General features: G+C 37.1%; 24 protein-coding genes. 13 read left to right on the plus strand and 11 right to left on the minus strand.

Annotated features, from left to right (window positions below; all coding sequences use genetic code 11):
- Nucleotides 1-189: hypothetical protein (locus ACXITR_RS12580; protein ID WP_457997569.1), on the plus strand; the 189-nt coding region annotated here is incomplete at its 5' end.
- On the opposite strand, the gene ACXITR_RS12585 is transcribed toward ACXITR_RS12580, so the two are convergent.
- Entirely contained in the window at nucleotides 146-844 is a 699-nt protein-coding gene (locus tag ACXITR_RS12585) for a response regulator transcription factor (RefSeq protein ID WP_457997570.1), read from the minus strand. The genes ACXITR_RS12580 and ACXITR_RS12585 overlap by 44 nt on opposite strands.
- A gap of 343 nt (nucleotides 845-1,187) precedes the next feature.
- Here ACXITR_RS12585 and ACXITR_RS12590 point away from each other — a divergent pair, with 343 nt between their 5' ends.
- A complete protein-coding gene (locus ACXITR_RS12590; RefSeq protein ID WP_069790582.1) occupies nucleotides 1,188-1,406 on the plus strand; it encodes a chlorophyll a/b-binding protein in 219 nt (72 codons plus the stop codon).
- 111 nt (nucleotides 1,407-1,517) lie between these two features.
- Here the strand turns inward: ACXITR_RS12590 and ACXITR_RS12595 are convergent, their stop codons facing one another.
- Complete coding sequence (locus tag ACXITR_RS12595) at nucleotides 1,518-2,441, minus strand: NAD(+) kinase (RefSeq protein ID WP_457997571.1); 924 nt, start codon at nucleotides 2,439-2,441, stop codon at nucleotides 1,518-1,520.
- 141 nt (nucleotides 2,442-2,582) lie between these two features.
- On the opposite strand from ACXITR_RS12595, the gene ovoA reads away from it, so the two are divergent.
- A complete protein-coding gene (gene ovoA, locus ACXITR_RS12600; protein ID WP_457997572.1) occupies nucleotides 2,583-3,923 on the plus strand; it encodes a 5-histidylcysteine sulfoxide synthase in 1,341 nt (446 codons plus the stop codon).
- Here the strand turns inward: ovoA and ACXITR_RS12605 are convergent.
- Nucleotides 3,920-5,140, minus strand: a complete 1,221-nt coding sequence (locus tag ACXITR_RS12605) for a glutathione S-transferase family protein (protein WP_457997573.1) — start codon at nucleotides 5,138-5,140, stop codon at nucleotides 3,920-3,922. The genes ovoA and ACXITR_RS12605 overlap by 4 nt on opposite strands.
- Before the next feature lie 69 nt (nucleotides 5,141-5,209).
- Here ACXITR_RS12605 and ACXITR_RS12610 point away from each other — a divergent pair, with 69 nt between their 5' ends.
- From ACXITR_RS12610 to ACXITR_RS12620, 3 genes are all read left to right on the plus strand, one after another.
- On the plus strand, nucleotides 5,210-5,635 hold the full coding sequence (locus tag ACXITR_RS12610) for a DUF3750 domain-containing protein (protein ID WP_457997574.1): 426 nt from the start codon (nucleotides 5,210-5,212) through the stop codon (nucleotides 5,633-5,635).
- Nucleotides 5,636-5,853: 218 nt separating this feature from the next.
- On the plus strand, nucleotides 5,854-6,309 hold the full coding sequence (locus ACXITR_RS12615) for a response regulator (RefSeq protein WP_457997575.1): 456 nt from the start codon (nucleotides 5,854-5,856) through the stop codon (nucleotides 6,307-6,309).
- Nucleotides 6,310-6,382: 73 nt separating this feature from the next.
- Nucleotides 6,383-7,210 carry an SAM-dependent methyltransferase gene (locus ACXITR_RS12620; RefSeq protein ID WP_457997576.1) on the plus strand — a complete coding sequence of 276 codons (828 nt, stop codon included), beginning with the start codon at nucleotides 6,383-6,385 and terminating at the stop codon, nucleotides 7,208-7,210.
- Nucleotides 7,211-7,261: 51 nt separating this feature from the next.
- Here ACXITR_RS12620 and ACXITR_RS12625 read toward each other — a convergent pair whose 3' ends face one another.
- The 5 genes from ACXITR_RS12625 to ACXITR_RS12645 form a co-directional block, all read right to left on the minus strand.
- Entirely contained in the window at nucleotides 7,262-7,720 is a 459-nt protein-coding gene (locus ACXITR_RS12625; protein WP_457997577.1) for a DUF2996 domain-containing protein, read from the minus strand.
- 112 nt (nucleotides 7,721-7,832) lie between these two features.
- Complete coding sequence (locus ACXITR_RS12630; protein WP_457997578.1) at nucleotides 7,833-8,363, minus strand: DUF2808 domain-containing protein; 531 nt, start codon at nucleotides 8,361-8,363, stop codon at nucleotides 7,833-7,835.
- A 98-nt stretch (nucleotides 8,364-8,461) separates the two neighbouring features.
- Nucleotides 8,462-9,454: a pentapeptide repeat-containing protein gene (locus tag ACXITR_RS12635; protein ID WP_457997579.1), complete on the minus strand. Its 993-nt coding sequence runs from the start codon at nucleotides 9,452-9,454 to the stop codon at nucleotides 8,462-8,464.
- Between the two features lie 15 nt (nucleotides 9,455-9,469).
- Complete coding sequence (locus ACXITR_RS12640) at nucleotides 9,470-11,137, minus strand: GAF domain-containing sensor histidine kinase (RefSeq protein ID WP_457997580.1); 1,668 nt, start codon at nucleotides 11,135-11,137, stop codon at nucleotides 9,470-9,472.
- 205 nt (nucleotides 11,138-11,342) lie between these two features.
- A complete protein-coding gene (locus ACXITR_RS12645; protein WP_457997581.1) occupies nucleotides 11,343-11,573 on the minus strand; it encodes a hypothetical protein in 231 nt (76 codons plus the stop codon).
- A gap of 319 nt (nucleotides 11,574-11,892) precedes the next feature.
- Between ACXITR_RS12645 and ACXITR_RS12650 the strand changes: the two genes are divergently transcribed.
- The 3 genes from ACXITR_RS12650 to ACXITR_RS12660 all read left to right on the plus strand — a co-directional run bounded on the left by ACXITR_RS12650 (nucleotide 11,893) and on the right by ACXITR_RS12660 (nucleotide 13,851).
- Nucleotides 11,893-12,864: a CobW family GTP-binding protein gene (locus tag ACXITR_RS12650; protein ID WP_457997582.1), complete on the plus strand. Its 972-nt coding sequence runs from the start codon at nucleotides 11,893-11,895 to the stop codon at nucleotides 12,862-12,864.
- Between the two features lie 37 nt (nucleotides 12,865-12,901).
- Nucleotides 12,902-13,408, plus strand: a complete 507-nt coding sequence (locus ACXITR_RS12655) for a hypothetical protein (protein WP_457997583.1) — start codon at nucleotides 12,902-12,904, stop codon at nucleotides 13,406-13,408.
- 110 nt (nucleotides 13,409-13,518) lie between these two features.
- Nucleotides 13,519-13,851, plus strand: a complete 333-nt coding sequence (locus ACXITR_RS12660) for an MgPME-cyclase complex family protein (protein WP_457997584.1) — start codon at nucleotides 13,519-13,521, stop codon at nucleotides 13,849-13,851.
- A 191-nt stretch (nucleotides 13,852-14,042) separates the two neighbouring features.
- On the opposite strand, the gene ACXITR_RS12665 is transcribed toward ACXITR_RS12660, so the two are convergent.
- Nucleotides 14,043-14,378 carry a hypothetical protein gene (locus ACXITR_RS12665; RefSeq protein ID WP_457997585.1) on the minus strand — a complete coding sequence of 112 codons (336 nt, stop codon included), beginning with the start codon at nucleotides 14,376-14,378 and terminating at the stop codon, nucleotides 14,043-14,045.
- 253 nt (nucleotides 14,379-14,631) lie between these two features.
- On the opposite strand from ACXITR_RS12665, the gene ACXITR_RS12670 reads away from it, so the two are divergent.
- The 4 genes from ACXITR_RS12670 (at nucleotide 14,632) to ACXITR_RS12685 (ending at nucleotide 19,328) form a co-directional block, all read left to right on the plus strand.
- Complete coding sequence (locus ACXITR_RS12670) at nucleotides 14,632-15,375, plus strand: metal ABC transporter ATP-binding protein (protein WP_457997586.1); 744 nt, start codon at nucleotides 14,632-14,634, stop codon at nucleotides 15,373-15,375.
- Nucleotides 15,376-15,538: 163 nt separating this feature from the next.
- Complete coding sequence (locus tag ACXITR_RS12675) at nucleotides 15,539-16,393, plus strand: metal ABC transporter permease (RefSeq protein WP_457997587.1); 855 nt, start codon at nucleotides 15,539-15,541, stop codon at nucleotides 16,391-16,393.
- 187 nt (nucleotides 16,394-16,580) lie between these two features.
- Nucleotides 16,581-17,651 (plus strand): ribonucleotide-diphosphate reductase subunit beta, encoded by a 1,071-nt coding sequence (locus tag ACXITR_RS12680; protein ID WP_457997588.1) that lies wholly within the window; start codon nucleotides 16,581-16,583, stop codon nucleotides 17,649-17,651.
- 237 nt (nucleotides 17,652-17,888) lie between these two features.
- Nucleotides 17,889-19,328, plus strand: a complete 1,440-nt coding sequence (locus ACXITR_RS12685; protein WP_457997589.1) for a TM0106 family RecB-like putative nuclease — start codon at nucleotides 17,889-17,891, stop codon at nucleotides 19,326-19,328.
- A gap of 63 nt (nucleotides 19,329-19,391) precedes the next feature.
- Here the strand turns inward: ACXITR_RS12685 and ACXITR_RS12690 are convergent, their stop codons facing one another.
- Both ACXITR_RS12690 and ACXITR_RS12695 read right to left on the minus strand, forming a co-directional pair.
- Nucleotides 19,392-20,420, minus strand: a complete 1,029-nt coding sequence (locus ACXITR_RS12690; protein WP_457997590.1) for a hypothetical protein — start codon at nucleotides 20,418-20,420, stop codon at nucleotides 19,392-19,394.
- A 123-nt stretch (nucleotides 20,421-20,543) separates the two neighbouring features.
- Complete coding sequence (locus tag ACXITR_RS12695; protein WP_457997591.1) at nucleotides 20,544-21,023, minus strand: pentapeptide repeat-containing protein; 480 nt, start codon at nucleotides 21,021-21,023, stop codon at nucleotides 20,544-20,546.
- Between the last annotated feature and the right edge of the window lie 34 nt (nucleotides 21,024-21,057).

Below are 21,057 nucleotides of genomic sequence, written 5' to 3' on the forward strand. Positions count from 1 at the left end.
AACCACTACGACTCCATCCCGAACTCGTGGGTGAAACATGACAGCAGCGACGATACTACGGGGGTAGCCCCTTGGGACAATAGTTCTATGCCTGCCTTAATTCTTCTAAAAAAACCGCTCTCTCTACGGGCGGCTTTTTTTGTCTTTAATTCTCTCTCTGAAATTTATATCCAACTCCTCGAATTGTGATAATTAAGTTCGGATTATTACAGTCTTTTTCTATTTTTTTTCTAATTTGCCCGATGTGAACGTCCACAACTCGGTTGTCTCCAATGGGGTTGTTATCCCATACGTGGCAGACTAAATCTTCTCTACGCCATACTTTACCTGGATTATTGGCAAGAAAATATAATAGGTCAAACTCAAGGGGAGTCAGGTTGATTGGTTGTTGGTTAAGTTTTACTTCCCTTGTATCAGGATTAATCATTAAATTGTCGATCGCAATTATACTTTGAGGAAAAGACTGGACTACCCTTTGTCTTTTTAAAATAGCTTGTACCCTAAATTCCAATTCTTCTAAATCAAAAGGCTTAGTAATATAATCATCAGCGCCCGTAATAAAACCCTTTTTTTTGTCTTCTAAGTCGGTACGACTAGTCAACATCAGTACAAACACATCACTGCTATGCTGCATTTCGGTGCATAAATTGTATCCGAGAGTATCAGGTAAATTAATGTCTAATATTACTAAATCTGGTTTAAATTCGCCAAAAATTTCTATTGCGGTTTTACCGTCATTGGCATATTTAACAACGTAGTCTTTTTTCTGTAAAAAACGACTAACTAGATTACCTATATTAATATCATCATCAACAATTAAGATTTTCGGACAAGTAACACTCATTTTATATAGTGATTATAGTTAGCGACAGAAAAGATTTTGTTATTTATTTCTAATAAATGAGAACAGATAAAAAGGTTATCCAACAATGGTGTTATTAGATTGTACCGTATATTTACTGAATATAAAGTTTTAATGGAGAAGGAAAATAAGAAATGAAATTCTAGTTCGTAAAAAAGTTAAAGTTTAAAAAAGTACAGATTGTTGTAGTGAATAGACCCCAAAAAGCTGTTTTTATTAATCAATACGGTTAACCGACTAAAAACCGAATGTCAACTGGTTGTTACAAAACTTTATATTGTGTTATAGTAGTTATATAAGCAAAAAACAAGAAATTATAACTTTTATGGATAGCCGCACTAATACATACGTAACAGAAGATCAAGGTCGCTTAAACAACTATGCAGTTGAGCCCAAAATGTATGTTGATTCTAGTCAACAATTTGGTTTCAATAAATATGCTGAGAAATTAAATGGTCGTTTAGCGATGATTGGTTTCATTTCCTTAATCGGTTTTGAATTATTAACTGGTCAAGGCTTAATTGGTTGGTTAACCAATCTATAGAAATAATTACTCTGTAGCATAGCTTTTTACGGAGTCGCAATTATACACAATATTTAAACACTACATTAATGAGAATATGAGGAGCTTGAGAGATGCTCCTTATTTTTTTTGTTAATTATTACGGTGGTTATTGTCTGAGGAAATTCTTGCCCCTGTCCATTGTAATTTTTCCCGAATAGTCTTATAAAAAGAGTGAGATTCTCGCAAGATAATAAAGTTAGCGAAACACTCTGCCATGGTAACCGATACCCATTGCCCTGGCCAGATAGCGGTACTGAGGGCGCCATCCATCCATAGCTTATTATTTAATTCGTAGTCTCCTAAAGTCCATACATTTACCACTGAACCTGCGGGTAATACAAGGGGGCGACTGGATAAACTCAGAGGACAAATAGGGGTAACAGCGATCGCACTCATGGCAGGATGAATAATAGGGCCCATAGCTGAAACCGTGTAACAAGTAGAACCCGTAGGAGTAGAAATAATTAAACCATCTCCATGGTACTGATCTACTACTTCCCCATCAATTTCCATTTCTAATAACGAAGTGGGCATCCTATCCAAACAAGCAGGTTTAATGCACATCTCATTAAGACAATAAAAATCATCACTCACCGCCTCTGGTTGCCCCCCATTCAACTCAAAAACCTGAGCTTTGAGCATCATCCTTCTTTCCACCGCATACAAATCTTTTGATAACCTATCCCAAAGATGTTCGGTATCCTTAAACAAAGAAAAAGGCTCTGTCAAAAAGCCTAGATGTCCTCCTACATTGACTGCTAACATCGGAATTCCTTCGGGGGCTAGGTGTCTGGCGGCGGCTAAAATCGTGCCATCTCCCCCCAAAACAATCCCTAAATCAATTTTTCCCGTAGCGGAAGCTAAAAATACAGGATAGGGATTATCCTTTACACCACTGGGCCCAAGTAATACTTTACAGCCACGAGATTCTAATTCTTGAGAGCATCTTTCTGCCCATTTTTTACTATCTTTATCCCCTGCCTTATAAGCAATAATTACCTGTTGTAACTGCACAATTTTTGATAGATCTATTTTTTCTTATTGTACTGGCATCTTTAGGAATTAGAAATTTAAGTTGATCTTGACCTTGTGTTTTTCGATTTTATTTTGTTTGAAGGAGATATAGAATAAGAAAATGACGTATAAATTAGAGCAATGATCAATACCGAGATACATAATCCTCTACTACCCCTTAACGGTTGCACCAAAGAAGACATGATCAATTATCTGGAGTGGGGATGGGAAAGGGAAGATATTTTATTTAAGAGTATTTTGAGCCGTGATACTTATTATCTTAATCCTGATCCCCTGCGTAATCCCCTGATTTTTTATCTCGGACATTCCGCTGTATTTTATATCAATAAATTAGTTATGGTGGGCTTATTAACCGAAAGAATAAACCCTGATTATGAACAACTTTTTGAGATGGGAGTTGATCCAGAATTTCCCGATGAGTTGCAAAAAATCCTCGATAATATTCGTCAACAGTCCCTTGAAGATGTGTGGGTATATCGCAATCAAGTTTATCAAGTTTTAATTAAGGTAATTAATAATACTCCCTTATCTTTACCGATAACGATGGATAGTCCATGGTGGGCGATTATTATGGGTATGGAACATCAAAGGATTCACATTGAAACTTCTTCTATGTTGATTCGGCAGTTACATCCTGATTTATTACAAAAGCCCGATGGTTGGAATTATGCCCCTTCTTTAGGCAAACCCCCTCACAATGAAATGGTTATGGTAGATGGGGATAGGGTAATTTTAGGTAAAAAGGATGATGATTTTCTCTATGGTTGGGATGTGGATTTTGGTAGCAGGGAGGAAATTGTTGATGATTTTTTGGTTAGTAAATATATGGTTACTAACTATGAATTTTTAGATTTTGTCAGGGAAGGGGGTTATGAAAATAAAGAATTTTGGCATGGGGAAAGTTGGGCATGGTTACAGGGGGAAAATCGCACCCATCCTAAGTTTTGGTTGAAGACGAAAAAGGGTTATCAATATCGAGCAATGTTTGATTATATGGATTTACCTTTAGATTATCCTGTGGAGGTTAACCACTATGAGGCGATCGCATTTTGCCGTTATTTAAGCAAAAAAAGGAGTAAAAACTATGGATTAATGAGCGAAGCCCAATGGCATCTGGCATCGAAGGGTAGTAATGATATAGATAACTATAACCTTAATCTTAATTATCAATCCCCTACCCCCGTGGGAAGCATCAACACCGCTCAAAGTAAAGCAGGAATTTATGATATTAGGGGCAATGTATGGGAGTGGTTAGGGGATAAATTTACGCCCCTTGCTGGATTTAAACCCCATTTTCTCTATGAAGACTATTCCCAACCCTTTTTTGATAATCGTCATTTTCTTCTTGTCGGCGGTGCATGGATTACCAATGGTGCAGAAGCTACACGCTATTATCGCAATTGGTTTCGCCCCTATTTCTATCAACACGCAGGATTTAGAATCGTGGAAAAAATTAATTAACCACTACTAGCTACTCCTGCTCGAAAATTAAGGGGATTTTGATCCCGACGATGGCGGATAGGTAAGGGTTCTGGTTGTATATCACTATCTAAACTGGCAGTATATTCTAGGGCTTGTCGTAGTCTTTTACCTGCATAAATGGACATATCCCTAGGCACATTCACCCTATCGAGTAAATATCTTAAGCCGAGGGCAGATTTTTGGGGAGGTGGGCAATCTTCCCCTGTCATCATGTTGGTTAAGGCACAGCGTAGGGCTTGGTCAAATAATTGACTATCTGCGGGGTTAACTTCAACAATATTTTGACGATGCTTCAAAACTCGATGGAGGGCTTCTTGACGGGAGTTTTCTGGCTCGGGATAAGCTACATCGGGTAATAAAAACCAATCACCTCGATCTACTTTTTGCTGATTTTTAAGGGTTTGGGATTCACCGTTACCATAACATCCTCCCATTTGGGGTGGTAAGTCGTGGGCGTGGGTGTGGAAGTCGCTTTGGGTCCCTCGATAGGTGGGGCGGGTTTCCATGGCATCAAACCAACGGGAAAGGGCTGGATTTTCTTCTCTTAATGAGTAGCCTTTGTAGTAGTAAAGACTGGCATTCATCCTTTCTACATAGGGGGTAAAGATAACGTCTGCGGTGCTGAATTCTTGGAGAAAGTAGGGGCTGGGGGTTTGGGTAAGGGCGTTTTCAACTTTTTTGACAACTTGAATAAATTGTTTACGATTATTGGCTTCTTGTTGGGGGAGGATGGTTGGGTAACATAGCCATGTACACCATGCCCTAAATAATAGTCGTTCGAGTTTACGGAGGGGAAGTACGTTTTTATCTTCCATACCAAATTTTAATACTCCGAAGGTTTGTTCTAGGGCGATTAATATATCATCGCTTTCGGTGATTATTTTTCCATCTAATTCGAGGGCTGGAAGCATTCCTGATGGTACTTTTTGTTTATACCATGATTCTTTTTGACCATAGCAAAACATGGTTACTTTTTTGATGCGGTAAGGGATTTGTTTTTCTTCTAACCATAGCCAAATTTTTTGACAATAGGGACACCAAGCATGATTATCTCTATAGAGGGTTACTCTTACTTCTTCTTCGGAGTGGTTAAAGAGTCGGAGGGTGGCTTGGGAGTTGGTTTGTCCATTTACTCTATCTATTTGATAGTCTGTTAATTTTTCTAATTCTTGCCAAGGTAAAGGTGCGATCGCCATTATTCTTTTTTTTAAGTTTTCTTTTATCTTATCCTGATAATAGGATCTAGTCTAAAAGTGATAGAGCAGGTGAGCATCAAAACAAAACAGGTTGAGTTAAGATTTGCCAAAATTACCTATATTGGTTTTATGGCGGTGCATTATTGGTTTGTTATCCATAATAATGATAGGTGCGATCGTTGGGAGATATGGCAAAATAGAAACAGGGGTGGCATCAGTTGGGGACATCTACATCAAAATTTGATGGGGGCATATAATGGAGTTGGTAATGGTGATAGTTATCAAGCATATATTTGGCAAGGAGAAAAGGCAGAAATATTAATTAAGGTAATAGAGGGGAGTAAAGAGAGTTATCCTTACTGTTATGTTTATCGCTATTTCCCTGGACCTAATAGCAATACTTATGTGGCATGGATATTACATAAGGCAGAAATTAAGTATAATTTGGGAGTAAAAGGTATCGGTAAAGGGTATTTGGATAAATTTGATTTTTAGGAGTTGCTTATTTTGGGTATAAAACATAATTAAACTACAGCAAATATATGATACTAGAACCATTATTACCATTGCCTATTGCCGAACTAAACTAAAAATCAGACCTTAATTCACCAACGCCAACTTCTAACACATTCGATTAATTATTACAACATTTTGCTTTTTTATCGCTAAAATTCATTCATCATGGATATAGTGATGTTGGAGATGTAACGGGAATGGATAATTTAGACAATGAAAAAAGTCTGATCTTGATTGTTGATGATTTGAAAGTAAATTTAAAATTATTAAGCTACATTTTAGAAGCGAAGGGTTATCAAAGTAATTCAGCCCTTAATGGTAAAGATGCCTTAGAAAAACTAACGGTTTTAACTCCTGATCTGATTTTATTAGATTTGATGATGCCTGAGATGAATGGTTTGGAGGTTTGTGAGAAGATAAAATCTAATCCTGATTATCGGGATATTCCCATCATATTTTTAACCGCTAGTCAGGAAGAACATCATTTGATAGAGGCTTTTGAGTTGGGGGCGGATGACTATGTTACTAAACCTTTTCGCAAACCTGAGCTATTGCGTCGGGTAAAAACTCAAATTACCATTAGAAAGCAACAGAGGGAAATTTTAAATCTTCAAGAGCAGTTAGAAAGTATGAAATCTTTGGCTTGTCTGTAATGGACTTGTTGTTGAGGGTTCTTCAATCTTGTCTATAATATAGTGAATTTTATTGGACAAAAAAAGAATATCTATGGGTTATTTTGATGCTTTGGTTGAGCGTTTTGCGGAAGATAAGGAGCTAGAAAAGGCTTTCGGGAAACATATCCACTGGGGTTATTGGGAAAATCCTTCTTTGGCTGATGGTAGCTTGGAAGATTTTGCGGTGGCGGCCAATAATTTATCGAAGCTAGTAATGGATATTACTAATATCAAGGATGGGGATAAGGTTTTAGATGCTGGGTGCGGTTTTGGAGGCACTATTAGTCTTTTGAATGATACTTTTGATAATTTGCAGTTGCGAGGGGTAAATATTGACGGGGTACAGGTAAAAAGGGCTTCTGAGGTGATTAGGGCTAGGGGTAATAATGATATTCAGTTTATTGAAGCTAATGCCTGTGATTTACCTAATTTTAGTTCTTTGTTTGACGTGGCGATCGCCCTTGAATGTATTTTTGCATTTCCGAGTCGAGAAAAATTCTTTGAAGGGGTAAAAAGAAACCTAAAAAAAGACGGTCAATTAATTATCGTTGACTTTATCATTAATCCCACCATTATTAAAACGTGGATTTGGTTTGAAAAAAATATATTAAGTCGTTTAATCACTGATACCTACGGCTCAAAAGCAACTAGCGAAGTAGCATTTATTGATATTAAAACTTACAAGGAAATAGGTGAAAAAACAGGATTTAAACTAGATAAAGTAGTTGATATTAACAAAAATGTACAACCAACCTATCCAGCGATCAACAAAATTATTATTGACAATTTTAACGATTTCCTAACAGCAAAAGGTTTAGAAATTTTCAGCTTATTTAATCTAATAAGTTATCAAGTATTAGTTTTTAAACCCATAGATTAGTAGGAAAAATATTTATTAACAAGGGGTAGCAACCCCTTGACCGAAATTTAGTTAATTTCTGGTGAGCCACTTTTGACCATTTAAACGCTGTAAAGTGTATAAAACTAAAAGATCTAAATTTACCCTACGCTCATCAATCATAAAAGATTCTAGGGTACTAGGTTCTTCACTATCAATGGTACAACTAAAAGCCTTTTGTCCTTTTATATCCTCATCAATAAAATAAATAGCAAAGGTACGATTAGACCACTTTCCTTGTAACTGCCAACAATCGGGATTATTTTCTAACCCCAATACAGGAATTTTTTCCTTTTTAAGGGCCAACTCAATTTCCTCAATACCCTTTTGGGCAAAGGCATCCTTGAGGGAAGGGGTAAAATGTTGCTCCATAAACTCAGTAAAAGGTTTATCCTCGATGGCGGGGGGTTTTTCCTTTTTCTTGGCAGGGGCTTTTTTGGCGGTGGTATCGGACTCTTGTGGGGTAGGATTTGCCTTATTTTCTTCTGTCATGAATTTATTTTAAATAGCTACAGTTATTAATAAGTATAGTATAGGGCGATCAACATAAAAAATAGGGGCAATATGTCCGCCCCCATAAATCATTTAGCCATGGCTAAAACAATTAATTAACCGTCACAATCCAAGTACCAACATATAAGCGAATAGGCACTTGCCCCGCTGACATGGTTTGTCCGTGGAAGTAAAAAGTACCACCAAAACGGGGATTACGAACATTAGACATGACAATTTCCAAATCTCTAGTTTCCATAAAAGGCTCTTCTAAGACAATCTCGATAAAATTACTTTCTTGATCCCAAATTACCTCCTGTAGGGGAAGCGCCCTGTTATTTAAACGAACCTCAATGCTATTAGTATCGAATGTTCCAGTAAAAGAGTCGGGATAGGTAACATATAAACTTGAAACGCCATCACTGATTCTATTCCCCGGCACCGTTAGACGATACCTTTCCCAATTTCCTGCCCTATTACCAAAATCGAAGTTACGGCGTAGAAGATTTTCTCTTTCAACCCCACTAAACAACACTAAACCTTGCCCTTGAGCCATTACCATGTAGGGTATGCCCAGCAAAAGGGTGCTAGATATTGCTAGGGTGGTCATCAAACGCTTGGTAATTAATTTAAAAGGTTTCATATATGTTATATCTCTCTAATCTCATTAATAATAAAAATCATCTTTACTGTAACAAACTATATCCTATGACGACATAGTGAGTGGGATTTGTTCCATGGTTAGTGGTAAACCTGACCATCGGGCATAATAGCCCCTTCAAAATTCACGTTGAGGATGTTGGCACTACTTAAGTCGGCACCGATAAGATTGGCGTTTGTCATGTCCGATGAACTTAAATTGGTACGGGCAAAAAATACTTCCATCAGGGAAGCGTTGCGTAAAATAGCCCCGTAAAGGTTTGAGCGACTAAAATCAGCTCGATTCATTCTGGCAAAGGTCATGTTAGCCTGAACTAAGTTAGTGCGGATAAATTTAGCTTCTGGCATGGAGGCACTATCCATATTTACCATGGTTAACTCGGCATCGGTCATATTTACCCTTTCCATTTTGGCGTTAGATAAGTTTGCCCCGATAAATTTTGTGCCGTTACATTGAGCGTCTGTGAGAAAGACACCATTAAGGTTGGCTTCGGTGAGGTTTGCCCCGCTTAAGTCTGCCCCCCTTAGGTTGGCATCTCGTAAGTTTGCACCGACTAAACTAGCCCCTTTTAGGTTTGCTCCTTTTAAGTCTGAACCTCTTAAGTCGGCTTTATCTAGGTTTGCCCCGATGAGATTTACACCGTTGCTTCGTTTTTCCTGTCGCATGTTGGCCCCCCGTAAACAAGCCCCTTTGAGGTTGGCGTTATTTAAGTCTGCGTTTCTGAAGTCGGCTTCGATGAGGTTGGCATCAAGGAGGTTGGCAAGGGTGAGTTGGCTTTCTCTGAAGTCGGCTTTTTGTAGGATTGCCCCATGGAATTCGGCTCGGTGAAGGTTTGCCCCTGAAAAGTTGGCTTGGTTGAGGTTTGCCCCGCTAAAGTTGGTTTCTACGAGGTTGGCACGGTGAAAGTTGGCACGACTTAAATAACTGAAGGTGAAGTTTGATTTTTGTAGGTTGGAATTTTCAAGGATGATGCCGATTAAGTCGGCGCCTGTGAGGTCGATTCCTGCGAGGAGGGAGTTGGAAAAGTTTATTTCTCCTGATGCGAAGCGGTCAATAAATTCGTTTATTTCCATACAAATGTATAAAGGTTATTCTTTGATGATGGGTAGTTGGGTTAGTGGTACGGTGAGGGTGATGGTAGAGCCGAGATCTTCTCCCATGCTATAAAATGATATTTTGCCGCCCATGGTTTCGATGAGTTTTTTTGAGATGGCTAGTCCTAATCCTGTACCTCCGTATGCTTTTGTCCGTGATCCATCTACTTGGTAAAATTTATCGAATAGGTTATCTTGTTTGTCGAGGGATACTCCGATGCCTGTATCTTCTACGGTAATTTTAACGAATCCGGGTAGTTTTTGATCTCGGAATTGGATGGATTTGGAGATTATTTCGGTATTGATGGAGATTTGTCCTTGGTGGGTGAATTTGAGGGCATTTCCCACGAGGTTAAACATGATTTGTAGTAGTCTTTGGTAGTCGGTGTACAGAAGAATGGGGTCGTAGGTTGGCGGTAGGTTAATGTTGAAGTCTAGGGCTTTTTTGAGGGCTTGGGGTTGGGCAAATTTGGTTATTTCTTGGCATATTTTGTTGAGGGATATGGGTTCAAATTTAAATTCTATTTTATTGGCTTCTATTTTGGCGATGTCGAGGATGTCGTTAATTAGGTTGAGTAGGTGACGGGCTGAGTCGTAGGCTTGGGTGATAAATTCTCTTTCTTCTTGTTTGTCGTCGGCCATGTCATCGAGGACGAGTTGTAAAAATCCTAACATACCGTTGAGGGGGGTTCTTAGTTCGTGGCTGGTACTGGCGAGGAATTCACTTTTTAGTCTTGATGCTTCTTTGGCTTGTTGGCTGGCTTGTTCTAATTTTTTGTATATGGTAGCATGGGCGATCGCCGTTCCTATTTGATCTGCTAATTCTTGGATTAGTTCTAATTCTCCTTTACTCCAATGCCTGGGGCGATCGCACTGATGAAGTACAAGAATACTGTTTAATTCTTTTTGATAAAAAGTACCCACCACGAGGGTAGATTGACACTGAAAATAATTATAGCTAACATCATGATAAACACAGGGTTTTTGGCTTATTAAGGCATCTTGTAAACAGGTATATTGCTCGATGGAGAAGGTATAACCAAGTAAGCTAGTAAAGGGGGGAAGGCAATACTCCGCTTTTACCACTACATTATCCTTTTCATGGGAAGGCAAAAGCAATAAACAGCGGGAAACTTGCAGGGATTCCCCTATACTATCAACGGTTTGTTTCCAAATGGTTTCTAGGTCAAGGGTACTACGAATATTTCGGGCAATGTGGGTTAAAACCCGCTGAAAAGGGTCGGGATTTGGGGGTAAAGAAGATGGAGAGGTAAGGGGGAGTGCTTCAGACTCTAAATGATGCCCCATGACTAATACTTGCTCTACTTCTTGATTTGGCTTAATGATAGGACTAATGATCAGATCAAAAGGAAAAATATGACCTTTATAACTCAATATATGCTGACAATGTTCAGGAATGCGTCTTGTCATGACTCTGTTTACCCTCTCTAGGTAAGGATGAAGAGGTATCGGAGACAAAAAATCGAGGGTCTGATTATTTTCTAGTTTTTCAGAGGTGAGTAATGGCTGTTTCTCTGGTTGCCAAAAAAAAGATATATATTTACCTTCCCTATCTTGAATAAAGACTAATTCGGCCCCCAATGTCGATAAGTCTTGACAATTGTATTCTATTTTCTCTACTATCATCGTCGGTGATGTCATCAATTTTACATAAAAAATGATTAATTCTCTCCCTAGTAAATAATGGGGGCAAAACTAAATATCTTTTGATTATCAATAGTTTAGCTTTATTGAGTTTAAAATTAATTTAATCAATATATATACTTACTGTAAGAGAGATTGATTTTATCATATCAGAGAAATCATGGGATTATCTCCATTTATTTTTTTATGTTATTGAAACACATTAATCATTCCATTCGCCCCTGGGAGGTACGGGGGGATTACGTCTAAGACTGCGGGTTAGATCATCATCTTGTCTTCTTTCTCCTTTCAACCACTCTTTGAGGGCGGTTTCTACTATTTTACTGGGATCATTACTTAAATGTTTGATTTTTTCTACTAATTCTGAGTCAATATGAAGGGAAAGTTCAATTTTTTCGGAGCTACGGGAGCTAGATAATGTTTCGTTGTTCATGGGTAATATAGTTATTTTAAAAAGTTTACATATTCATTATATTGTGAACCAATTTTTTCTTTTTATTTTAATTGGTTAAAAAAATATTTTCCGACGATTTATCGTCCCCAGTTAATATTTTGAGGGCGACTAAGATATTTTGTAGATTATCTTATGTTTATTTATTAATAATCATAGCATATGGGTGTCCGGTGTTAGTAATGAAACAGAAACAATTGACCGTTAAGAATTATTGCTTTTGCCCGTTTGCTCCTATGACCGTGAAGGAAAAATATAATGATTATAATAGAGTTTAGTTTAATGAGAGATTTTTTTAATTATGGTTGTGAGTGCAAATAATGCCAGTATTCCTGTGACGGTATTAACAGGTTATCTGGGGGCAGGCAAGACTACTTTACTCAACCGCATTTTAACCCATGAACATGGCAAGAAGGTGGCGGTAATTGTCAATGAATATGGAGAGGTGGGCATTGATAATCAGCTGGTGATTGATGCTGATGAGGAAATCTTTGAGATGAATAATGGTTGCATTTGTTGCACGGTGCGGGGAGATTTAATTCGTATTATTGGTAATTTGATGAAGCGTCGTCACAAGTTTGATCATATTGTCATTGAGACTACGGGGTTGGCCGATCCTGCTCCTGTGATACAAACGTTCTTTGTGGATGAGGATATGCAGGATAAACTGTTGCTTGATGCGGTGGTGACGGTGATTGATGCTAAACATATCCAACAACATTGGGATGCCCATGAGGCGGAGGAGCAAATTGCTTTTGCGGATATAATTTTGCTCAATAAAACTGATTTGGTATCCCCTGAGGAGTTGGAGCAGTTGGAGGCTAAAATCAAGGGTATGAATCGCATTGCTAAAATTTATCGAACTCAAAACAGTGCGATCGCCATGGACGATATTTTAGGGGTGAAGGCTTTTGATTTGAAAAATGCTTTTGCTATTGATCCTGAATTTTTGGAAGAGGAAGCCCACGAACATGATGATTCGGTTTATTCTGTTGCCATTGTAGAGGATAAGCCCATTGATCCTAATAAGTTACAGGGGTGGATTGGGGAGGTTTTACGCACCCAAGGGGTGGATATATTCCGTATGAAGGGTATTATTAATGCTCTGGGTATGGATGAGCGTTTAGTATTTCAGGGGGTACATATGATTTTTGATGGTACAACCGATCGCCCTTGGAAACCAGAAGAAAAGCGTCGCAGTGAGTTGGTATTCATTGGTCGTAATCTGGATGAGGAAAGGTTGAGAAGTGGTTTTCAAGCCTGTATTGCTTAATCGATATAGGTAATCAATAATATATAATTGATGATTTATGAATCTTATTGCTCAAGAAAATATTAGTTTTGAAAGTGCGATCGCCCTTACCCAAGAATTTATCCGTCAACTGCCTACCCTAGATGAGGAAAAACAGGAAGAAATTGTTACTTCTTTGGTAAAGTCCGCCAATGGTAGTAGGGGCTTTTTTGTTACCTATCTTACCCACGAAAGTGCGGTCGTCGATAATCCATCCAACGGTATTATTCAAGGTTTAAAATCTGCCCCTGAAATAGTTAGTGAATTGTTAGTCAAAAACATCGCCATGTCAAGTGCCATGAAAATTACCCATATGCGGAATAATGATCCAGAAATGGCAGAAAGTTCTCAGAAAGTGACCCAAAGAACAAAAAAAATAGTAAAACTTTGTCAACTTGAAGAAGTGAAAAAGAAGGTCATTCAACTACAAAATACCATAGTTAATAATGCAGGAGAATATCAAGAATTTCTTTTACGCTGGGGTTATGATGATGAGCAAAAACAAGCTATCCTAGAATCGGTATAGAGATAAAAACTTGAAAAAAAGTAATCTTCAGCTAAATTTAACTGTTGACGAAAATTAGTCTATTACTCGACAATATTAGTAAAGCAATTTATTTAAACGAAACGAAATTTATGACAACTTATTATTACATTGCCGCCAGCGAAAAATTTTTAACCAGCGAAAACGAAAACCTCCATGAAGTGCTAGACGAAAAGCACAGATTTTATAAAGAAAAAAACAAAGAGATTGACTTCTGGTTTATCAAACAACCCGCCTTTTTAGAAGCCCCAGAATTAGCAGAGGTTAAAGCAAAATGTCCTCAACCCTCCGCAGCGGTGGTGTCATTAGACAAAGAATGGATTACTTTTCTTAAATTACGTTTAGAGTACGTACTTTCGGGAGAATTTGAAGCGCCTTCCGAATCTATTCCCCAACCTACTGCTTCTTTGGTAGCTAGTAGTTAACAGAAAGAAGATATAGCAATTATCATGGTTACAGAGTACCAAATTATCTCCCTAAATCCTTCTTGATAAGGGGACTTGAGAGTAATAAATGTATTTCATAATCATAAAACACGCTATATTAATTTTTTCTCAACTTTAATTGTCAATTTTGTTGCCCTCTCTCGTGGGAGAGGGACTTTTTTTGTTTTTCCCTAGTCTAAGTAGCCCATTAAAAGTAACACATCATCGATTTCGTTGGATGCAACAGGACGATTACCCATGACGTTATACTGCTCACTAATTTGTAAAGTTCCTGCGGTAATTGGTCTTGAACCTGATAATACTAGAGTATTTCTAACATTTAAATGGGATTTGGTAATAGGACGTATGGAACCAACAGATTTATAGGTGCTTACCACTTCTAGGCTACTGGGTTTAATAGGTCTATTGTAGTGAAATAGGGTGGCAGCCTTATTGGCTACTTCTAGGGCAGAAGTTTCTTGATGTTCTTCTTGATTGTGGTCTTGGTTTTCCCAATTATCGCTCATGGCTTATGCTCCTTTTTTAAAAATTTTTCTACTATGCCTGAGTTTTAGGCTTTGATTTAATTGATTTGGGTCTGAAAATTGTATTTTCAACGAGTACGTTTATTATACTCCGATGGGGATCATTGACAATTGAGGTTAATTTTGCCCTATTTTAATTTTTGCTAATATTTTTCATTTTTTTACCATAAATCTTTCATAATCTTTTCATTATTGGCTATAATAGGGTCAAAGATAAATTAAAGTAATGTAGATAATGAGTAACCTAAATCCTGTTTCGGTGGAAAATCTCACCATTAGTTATCGTCAAGTGGAGGCTCTACGGAATATTAATTTGACGATCGCACCGGGGAGGGTAACAGGAATAATAGGGCCCAATGGGGCAGGTAAAAGTACCCTTATGAAGGGAATGTTGGGCTTAATTTCGGCTCAATTTGGTCGGGTATGGTGGGGGGATAAACCCTTGGCACAACAGCGGGATAGGGTGGCTTATGTGCCTCAGAGAAGCCAAATTGATTGGACTTATCCTGCTACGGTGTGGGATGTGGTGATGATGGGTAGGGTGAAGAAAACGGGCTGGTTTCGTCCTTTTTCTCGCATTAGTAAAGTAAAGGCTCAAAGTTGTTTGGAGCGGGTAGGAATGGGGAATTTTGGCGATCGCCCCATCGGACAATTATCAGGGGGACAACAGCAAAGGGTATTTTTAGCCCGTTCTTTGGCGCAGGAAGCTGATATATTTTTCTTTGATGAGCCTTTTGTGGGGGTTGATCAAAAAACAGAGGCAATTATTTTTGATATTTTCCGTGAGTTGGCAGATAATAATAAAATTGTGATGGTGGTTAACCATGATTTGGGGGAGTCGATTAATAATTTTGATGACCTCATTTTGCTTAATAAAAGTTTAATCGCTTTTGGGGCAAGGGAACAGGTGTTACGGGAGGAAAATCTTTCTTTTGCCTACGGTGGCAGGGTGTCTTTTTATGGTCGTAATGTCGCTTAAATAATTGATAATTGATAATTGAGAATGGATAATTAATTATTGTTGGGGTTCGGGGGATTTAGGGGGCGAAAACTGATTCCTCGAACTGGATATTATGCCCATTATTGACAGTAAACAAATAAAAAACTATTTCCCATTGCCTATTCCCTAACCTTAGTTTAAAATGGATTTTTTAATTGAGCCTTTACAATACGGTTTTATGCAACGGTCGTTAATCGTGGCGATTGTTATTGGAATAATTTGTGCCGTGGTGGGTACATACTTGATGGTGCAAAGGTTGGCGATGTTGGGGGATGCCATTAGTCATTCTGTTTTACCTGGATTGGCGATCGCCTTTATTTTTGATTGGAATATTTTTACAGGGGCTTTTATTGCTGGTTTATTAAGCACGGTATTAATAAATGTAATCAGAAATAACTCTCAAATCAAAGAAGATGCCGCCATGGGTATTGTTTTTTCTGCCTTTTTTGCTCTGGGAATTACCCTCATTACCATCGTGCAAAAGGATAATAAAATTGACCTTAATCATTTTCTTTTTGGCAACATTTTAAGTGTTAGTTTTACCGAGGTTAGGGATACCGTTGCGATCGCCCTTTTTATCCTTTTTATAGTAATTTTGTTCTATAAAGAATTGTTGTTTTATACCTTCGACAAGCTAGGGGCGCAATCCGTTGGTTTACCTGTCTATTGGCTTGATTTTAGCCTTATGATACTAATAGGGTTAACTATCGTCGCTAGTTTAAAGGCTGTGGGAGTTATTCTAGTTTTATCTTTACTTATCACCCCTTCTGCTACCGCTTATTTATTAGTAAAACGACTCCATGAAGTAATGTTAGTCGGAGTATTTTTCGGGGTAATTTCCAGTATCAGCGGAATGTACATTAGTTTTTATTATAATTTGCCTTCTGGTCCTGCCATCGTTTTAGTGGCGACTTTTTTCTTCTTTTTATCCTTTTTATTTAGTCCCTCCCAAGGAATATTTACCAACTTCATAAGATTAAAAATGAGCAATAAATAATTTTATATCTTATTAAATAAATAAAGTCATTTAAGAACTAAAATTAAAATAGAATAATTCCTAGTAAATTATATTTTAAGAACAGACAACCATAAAACTAACTAAGAAAAAAAATTTTAAACTACCTTAATATTTTGTTATAATTCAGATCCATATACGTCATTATCAAAATATAAATTTTCAATCTATGGTAGCAACCGCACCAAATACTAATAATCAGAGAATGCCCCTCACACCAATCTTTAATCCGGGGGGTGACGACAGAATTGAGAATCGTAGTGTCTGGTTTGGTAACACCACCAACCTAATGCAACTCAACGATGTACGTTATTCTTGGGCTATTGGCTTGTATCAACAGATGAGGGAAAACTTTTGGATTCCCCAAAAACTTGACATTACCCAAGACGTTACCGATTATTGGAATTTAACCCCAGAAGAAAGACGCGCTTTTGAAGGTATTTTATCTTATTTAACATTTCTTGATTCTGTTCAAACTTGTAATATTCCCCACCTAAAAAGTTCCATTACAGCCCCAGAAATTAGCCTCTGTATGGCGGAACAAATTTCCCAAGAAGGCATGCACAATCACGCCTATCAATACATGATTGAAACTATTATTCCTAGCGACAAAAGGGATCAGGTTTATGATTTTTGGCGCACGGATAAAGTGCTTTCTGCCCGTTGTGAATTTATCGCTGGTTATTATCAAAAGTACATTGATAATCCTACTAAAGAGAATTATTTTATTGCTCTTTTAAGTGATTATTTATTAGAGGGTTTATATTTCTATAACGGTTTTATTTTCTTTTATAATTTAGCCGCTAGAATGTTAATGCCCGGTTCTGCGGATATTTTCAAGATGATCAACCGTGATGAGTTGAGCCATGTTCGATTATACCAAAGACTGATCCCTGAAGCGATGAAAAGTTTTGATTATTCCTATGATCAAATTTATGAAATGTTTGATACAGCGGTAAAACATGAATGTCGTTGGACTAATCACATTGTGGGTAATAACATTTTAGGGATTACTGAGTCTAGCACTGAACGTTATACCAAATATCTTGCTAATATACGATTAAGGGCGATCGGTTTAGAGCCTCTTTATACCGATGCTAAGTATGCTAAGAGTCCTTATACCCATTTAGAAAAATTCTCTGATACTAAAAAAGAAGGTAGCACTAAAGCCAACTTTTTTGAGGCTAGTGTCACCAGTTATATGATGTCTTCTGGGGTGACTGGCTGGGATGAAATTTAGTTTTTATAACTAACAAGAAGAGATAAGCGAATTTCCTCTTAATTTTATTAAGTAAGTTAAGGGGAAATTTTTGTCGTACAAGGTGGATTTTAGTAAAGATATTATCAAAAATCCTCAAAGACTGCCTCTCAAAGCTAAATTTTAGTTTTTCTGTTTGCAATGACAAACACAACATCAGCCCCCAAATAACGTATTAAAATAATGGGTAACTAACTCATATTTCATAAATCATAATTGATGCTCATAACCGATGATACTCTACTTCAATATAAAAGGTGTAAACGTAAGGCTTTTCTAAATTTTCATTGTAAAGATAGTGAAAAACCACGGATAAAGGATTTTGTTAATAAATTAAAACAGGAAAGAATTATCCACACAAAGCAGGTTATCGAGCATTATAATTGGACGGTGCATTATCCATCATTGTCCGATGATTCTCTTGTGGAGTCAACTTTAGAATTGATGAGGAGGGGGGTTGATTGTATTTATGATGGACAATTGAATTATACCAATGAAGATGGAAGTCTTGTTTTTGAAACTAATCCCACTTTATTGATAAAACAAAATATTGCTTCGGCTTTGGGAGATTGGAGTTATTTAACGGTTAATACCCATTTGGGTAAAAGTCATAAACCAGAATATAAGTTAATTGCGGCGTTTCAGGGGTTTATCTTGGCTCAAAATCAGGGTTTGATGCCTTCTTCGGCAGATTTTATTGTGAGGAATTTTCGGAGATATACTATTAATTTGGGAATTTGGTTGCCCAAAGTGCAGGAGATTATTGCTGATTGTCAACGATTATTTCTGGATGGGGATGCGCCAGAGGTGTTTATTTCTCGTCAAAAGTGTGGTTTATGTGAGTGGTATGGTGATTGTCATGGCATAGCGGTGCAGGATAATCATTTATCTTTGATACCGGGTATTACTCCTCGTAAATATGAGCTTTTGAAACAGAAGGGGGTAAAGGATTTTGAGGGGCTGGTTGATTTATCTTTACCAGAATTGAGTCAAATATTAGCCCATGATAAAACGGAAATTTTGTTTAAGCAAGTTCAATCTTTAAGGTTAAATGCTCCTGTGTTAAAAAGAGATATTGTTAATTTAATTCCTAGTAGTGCTATTGAGCTTTATTTTGACATAGAAGCGGAACCTGATCGACAAGTTGACTATTTATTGGGGATTTTGTTGGTTGATAATGATCATAATACCAAGAAATATTATAGTTTTTTGGCTGAAAATTTGGAGGAGGAAAGGGAGGCTTGGTTAAATTTTTTGGATTTTGTTAATGGTTATCCTCATAGTTTTATCTATCATTTTTCTGAGTATGAGGTGGAAACTATTAAAAGATTAGCGAATGTTTATAAAAGTCCTAATAGTTTGATTCAACCTTTATTAAAAAGATTGGTTGATGTTCATAAGTTTGTTACCCAAAATTATCTTTTTCCAGTGGAAAGTTATTCTTTAAAGTCTTTGGGTAAATGGTTAAATTTTCAATGGCGCATTCCCCCTAATCATGATGCTCAAAATGTGGGGGGTGATCAGTGTGTGGCATGGTATGATAAATGGTTGGATACGGGCGATCGCACTTATTTGGATTATATATTAATGTATAATGAGGATGATTGTCGGGCTACTTTTGCAGTAAAAAAATATCTCACTTCTTTAAGTAAGATTTAGTCAAAAATAGATGATTTATAGGCAGATGTTAAAACTTAATTTTGGGTAATAAACTAAAACAAATTAGTTATCATCACGATTATTTTTTAAGAAGTAAGGTATATCAATCACTCCTTTCTTATTATTATCGTTATTGTAGTCCTGTTTAGAGGGTTTTATTTCTGATAATAAATCGATATTCTTTTTTATGGTCTTATCCTGAGTATCTTGTGATTTTTGTGGGGGTTGTGTTTCTGAATTATCTTTTACTTCCGCAGATTTTGGGGTAGAAAGGGGAAGATTATTCGAGGATTGTTTTTCTTCATCTATGGTTTTTTTGTCGGGTTTTTCTTGAGCTATGTTTTCCTTGTTGATATGGTTATGCTCACCATTATTATCATCTTGATGGTGCTGTTTTTTGGTGGTATCCGTAGTATCCGATGGTTGATGGGTAGGCTTTTTAGTTTTATCGACTAAAGGGATGTTGACAAAATTAGGTACAGGGGCGATCGCAAAGTTAGACAATTGAGTTATATTAAGATTATCTGCATTACTTTTGGAATTACGAAGCTCAGACCAAGATTTGATGGTACTTTTTTCAGGATTAGTTATTTGAGGCTTATCTGTAGTAGAAGAAGATTGTAAATATTTATCCAAAGCTGCCTTGTACTCTAAAGTTGACCTCTGTTGCCTTTGTAAGCGAACATTCAACTCCTGATTTTCCTTCTCTTTTTCCTTAATTTGATATTGTAATTGGTTGTAATTTTCTTGTAAAAAAGAACAATCCCTTTCTAAACTTCCTCTTTGGGTTTGAGAATCCTTTAAGTCTTGAGCTAACTTTTCAATTAATAATTGTTGACTTTTGATTTTATCTGTATTGTCTTCTAGCTTACGACAAAGTTTGTTAATAGTATCTTTATGACCATCTAAGTCTCGATTTTGTTCATTAATAAGTGTATCTTTTGCCTTGATTTCTTTCTGATACCCCAATAAAGATTTTTCTAAATTAGTCGCTCTTTCCTTTAACTTCTCATACTTTTCCCTTACCTTACAAGCGATAGCATACCAATCCAGATTGCGGAGTTTTTCGGGTAAATTTTGAGGACTATTCATAATAACTAAATTTTAAGTAATGGAGAAGCAAATTAAGAACAATACATAATGTAAATTTCATTTTACTTAATTTTTTGGGTTGGGTTTCGTTTTTTAACCCAACTTCTTTTCAACTTTTAATAATTAAGGACAATATAATGTATCACGGGTATTTCTACCAGTAACGGGATTTGTACCTGATGCCACTTCACACAACATTTCTTCCACATCAGGGCGCAAAAGTACATCGGTAAAGTCTGCCCCTTCAATATTGGCTTTTTCAAATTTGGTATTGGTGGCAAATGCGCCTTCTAATACGGCATTGTGTAAGTTAGCCCTTGTAACCCTTGCAGAGTCGAGGACGGCATTGGTAAGGTTTGCCCCTTCTAGGTTGGCAGAGTCGAGGTTAGCACCAAAAAAGCTGACGTTGGATAAGTCTGCGTTGGTAAAATCACTACTGCGGAGGTTAGTTTTATTAAAAGTTGAACCGCTCAAATCTTGTCCTGAGAAGTCTGATTCTACCATGTGGGCTTTGGTGTAGTCTAGGGCGGCATGGGCTGGATTGACTAGGGTTATAAATACAATGAGTAGGGAAAAGGCTAGTTTTATTATTTTAGATACCATAGTAAAGACTAATTTTTAGTTAAATAATGGGCTG

Source organism: Cyanobacterium sp. (genome assembly GCF_054166785.1).

Coding starts and splice junctions, on each gene's coding strand:
- ACXITR_RS12630 (WP_457997578.1), bottom strand. CDS start 8,363: ATGAAACCTTTTAAATTAATTACCAAGCGTTTGATGACCACCCTAGCA.
- ACXITR_RS12660 (WP_457997584.1), top strand. CDS start 13,519: ATGACAACTTATTATTACATTGCCGCCAGCGAAAAATTTTTAACCAGC.
- ACXITR_RS12685 (WP_457997589.1), top strand. CDS start 17,889: ATGCTCATAACCGATGATACTCTACTTCAATATAAAAGGTGTAAACGT.
- ACXITR_RS12690 (WP_457997590.1), bottom strand. CDS start 20,420: ATGAATAGTCCTCAAAATTTACCCGAAAAACTCCGCAATCTGGATTGG.
- ACXITR_RS12645 (WP_457997581.1), bottom strand. CDS start 11,573: ATGAACAACGAAACATTATCTAGCTCCCGTAGCTCCGAAAAAATTGAA.
- ACXITR_RS12590 (WP_069790582.1), top strand. CDS start 1,188: ATGGATAGCCGCACTAATACATACGTAACAGAAGATCAAGGTCGCTTA.
- ACXITR_RS12625 (WP_457997577.1), bottom strand. CDS start 7,720: ATGACAGAAGAAAATAAGGCAAATCCTACCCCACAAGAGTCCGATACC.
- ACXITR_RS12680 (WP_457997588.1), top strand. CDS start 16,581: ATGGTAGCAACCGCACCAAATACTAATAATCAGAGAATGCCCCTCACA.
- ACXITR_RS12635 (WP_457997579.1), bottom strand. CDS start 9,454: ATGGAAATAAACGAATTTATTGACCGCTTCGCATCAGGAGAAATAAAC.
- ACXITR_RS12640 (WP_457997580.1), bottom strand. CDS start 11,137: ATGACATCACCGACGATGATAGTAGAGAAAATAGAATACAATTGTCAA.
- ACXITR_RS12605 (WP_457997573.1), bottom strand. CDS start 5,140: ATGGCGATCGCACCTTTACCTTGGCAAGAATTAGAAAAATTAACAGAC.
- ACXITR_RS12585 (WP_457997570.1), bottom strand. CDS start 844: ATGAGTGTTACTTGTCCGAAAATCTTAATTGTTGATGATGATATTAAT.
- ACXITR_RS12615 (WP_457997575.1), top strand. CDS start 5,854: ATGGATAATTTAGACAATGAAAAAAGTCTGATCTTGATTGTTGATGAT.
- ACXITR_RS12675 (WP_457997587.1), top strand. CDS start 15,539: ATGGATTTTTTAATTGAGCCTTTACAATACGGTTTTATGCAACGGTCG.
- ovoA (WP_457997572.1), top strand. CDS start 2,583: ATGATCAATACCGAGATACATAATCCTCTACTACCCCTTAACGGTTGC.
- ACXITR_RS12670 (WP_457997586.1), top strand. CDS start 14,632: ATGAGTAACCTAAATCCTGTTTCGGTGGAAAATCTCACCATTAGTTAT.
- ACXITR_RS12665 (WP_457997585.1), bottom strand. CDS start 14,378: ATGAGCGATAATTGGGAAAACCAAGACCACAATCAAGAAGAACATCAA.
- ACXITR_RS12650 (WP_457997582.1), top strand. CDS start 11,893: ATGGTTGTGAGTGCAAATAATGCCAGTATTCCTGTGACGGTATTAACA.
- ACXITR_RS12655 (WP_457997583.1), top strand. CDS start 12,902: ATGAATCTTATTGCTCAAGAAAATATTAGTTTTGAAAGTGCGATCGCC.
- ACXITR_RS12620 (WP_457997576.1), top strand. CDS start 6,383: ATGGGTTATTTTGATGCTTTGGTTGAGCGTTTTGCGGAAGATAAGGAG.
- ACXITR_RS12695 (WP_457997591.1), bottom strand. CDS start 21,023: ATGGTATCTAAAATAATAAAACTAGCCTTTTCCCTACTCATTGTATTT.